Below are 1,602 nucleotides of genomic sequence, written 5' to 3'. Positions count from 1 at the left end.
AAGGGCTGACTCTGTCGGGGATCTTGGTGTCGTCTGCTCAGTCTCTGGCGGATCGCCAAGACCTCGGCCGGGGGATCTCGTGCTGGTCCAGGAAGATCTGGAAGGCGGTCGGCGGCCGCGACGGGGGTGCTTCTCCGGTCGGCGGCCGTCGGCTGAGGCGCTCGATGTTCGCGGCGATGGCTGTGAACACGTGCTGTAAGTGGGCTTTGTGCTGTCCCCGGTAGCGGCAGCGGCGCATGCCGTGTCCGTGGGCGAGTTCGTTGATGGTGCCTTCGACTCCGGAGCGGACCGCGTAGCGGGCCTGCCATTGGGGTGTCTGCTGCTCTGCGCGGACGCGGAGTTGCAGGTCACGGAGTTCTCGCGGGGGAAAGCCCACGCTCCGGGCACTGTCGGCAGTGGTCGTGCAGCGGGTGCGGACCGGGCAGGGGCGGCACTGGCTCTTGGTGAACCGTGCCACGATCAAAGGTGCCGCGGTGGGCGAGGAGGTCGGATAGGGGCCGTGCCATCCCGCGCTGGTCTCGCCCTGCGGGCAGGTGACCTGCCGGCGGTCGAAGTCGATGCGGAAGTCATCACGGCCGAAGCCGTTGTTCCTGCGGTTCTGACGGGTGGTGTTGACCGGCAGTGGCCCGGTGACCGTGACCTGGTGTTCGCGCGCTGCCTGTTCCAGATGGACCAGGGAGGTGTAGCCGCCGTCGACCAGGTGCTCGGCGGGCAGCAGCCCGCGGCGCTTGAGCCGGGTATGGATGCCGGGCAGAGCCTTCGCGTCGTAGCCGGTGGCGTCGGTGGTGGCCACATCCGTGATCACGTTGACGCCGTCAGGATCACAGGTCTCGGTGAGATGTGCGATGAACCCTCTCCAACGGGTGACGTGTCCGCGACGTGCGTAGCGGGCGGTTGCGTCGTAGGGCGAGACGACCGCGACGGCCGAGGGCGGCAGGCCGCCGTCCTCGGCCGTGCGCCAGCGCAGGCGGCCTGTCCCGTCGCGGTAGTAGTTCTGCACCATGATCTGCCGCAGGGCCTGGATGCGGGGACCGGACAGGCGTTTCGGCCCGTGCTGCCCGAGGTGCTCGATCAGCCGGACGGCGTCGTTGCCGGTGGCGAGGATCCTGGTCTTGGGGCGGGTGGGGTTCTTGCCCAGACGGACCGGGCGGCCGTAGCGGCGCCCCCACTCTTCGTCGACCAGGCCGGCCAGCAGGTGCGGAGCTGTGCCGGCCAGCTCTTCCAGCGCGGCGCGGACCGCCTCGGTGACCAGTTCCAGCCGGGTCAGGTCGCGCACCGCGGCCAGGACGTGGGTGGAGTCCGTGCGCTGGGTGGTGCGCTCGCGGACGAGACCGGCTTCCTTCAGACGCGTGAGCGCGAGGTCGAGGAGACGGTCGGCTCGGCCGTCCTCGGTGAGACGGTCGCGGAAGTCGGACAGCACGCTGTGGTGGAAGCCGGGATCGTCCAGTTCCATGGCCAGCGCGTACTTGAAATCGATGCGGCAGCGAACTGCCTCGGCTGCCTGCCGGTCCGACAGACCGAGCAGGAACTGGAGCACACAGACGGTGGCCAGCTGAGCGGGCGAAAGCCCCGGGCGACCGTCACGCGGATACCAGTCGGCGA

1 protein-coding gene is annotated in these 1,602 nt (G+C 69.5%); it reads right to left on the bottom strand.

What is annotated here, in order from left to right; translation table 11 throughout:
• Nucleotides 1–37: 37 nt before the first annotated feature.
• The coding region (locus ACFYY6_RS38295; RefSeq protein ID WP_389197771.1) for an IS1182 family transposase at nucleotides 38–1,602 on the bottom strand (1,565 nt) is incomplete at its 5' end.

Source organism: Streptomyces sp. NPDC001750 (assembly GCF_042892615.1).
In the GTDB taxonomy this organism is placed as follows: domain Bacteria; phylum Actinomycetota; class Actinomycetes; order Streptomycetales; family Streptomycetaceae; genus Streptomyces.
Note: the sequence above shows the minus strand (reverse complement) of the source record. Positions and strands in the feature narration are given on the sequence as shown.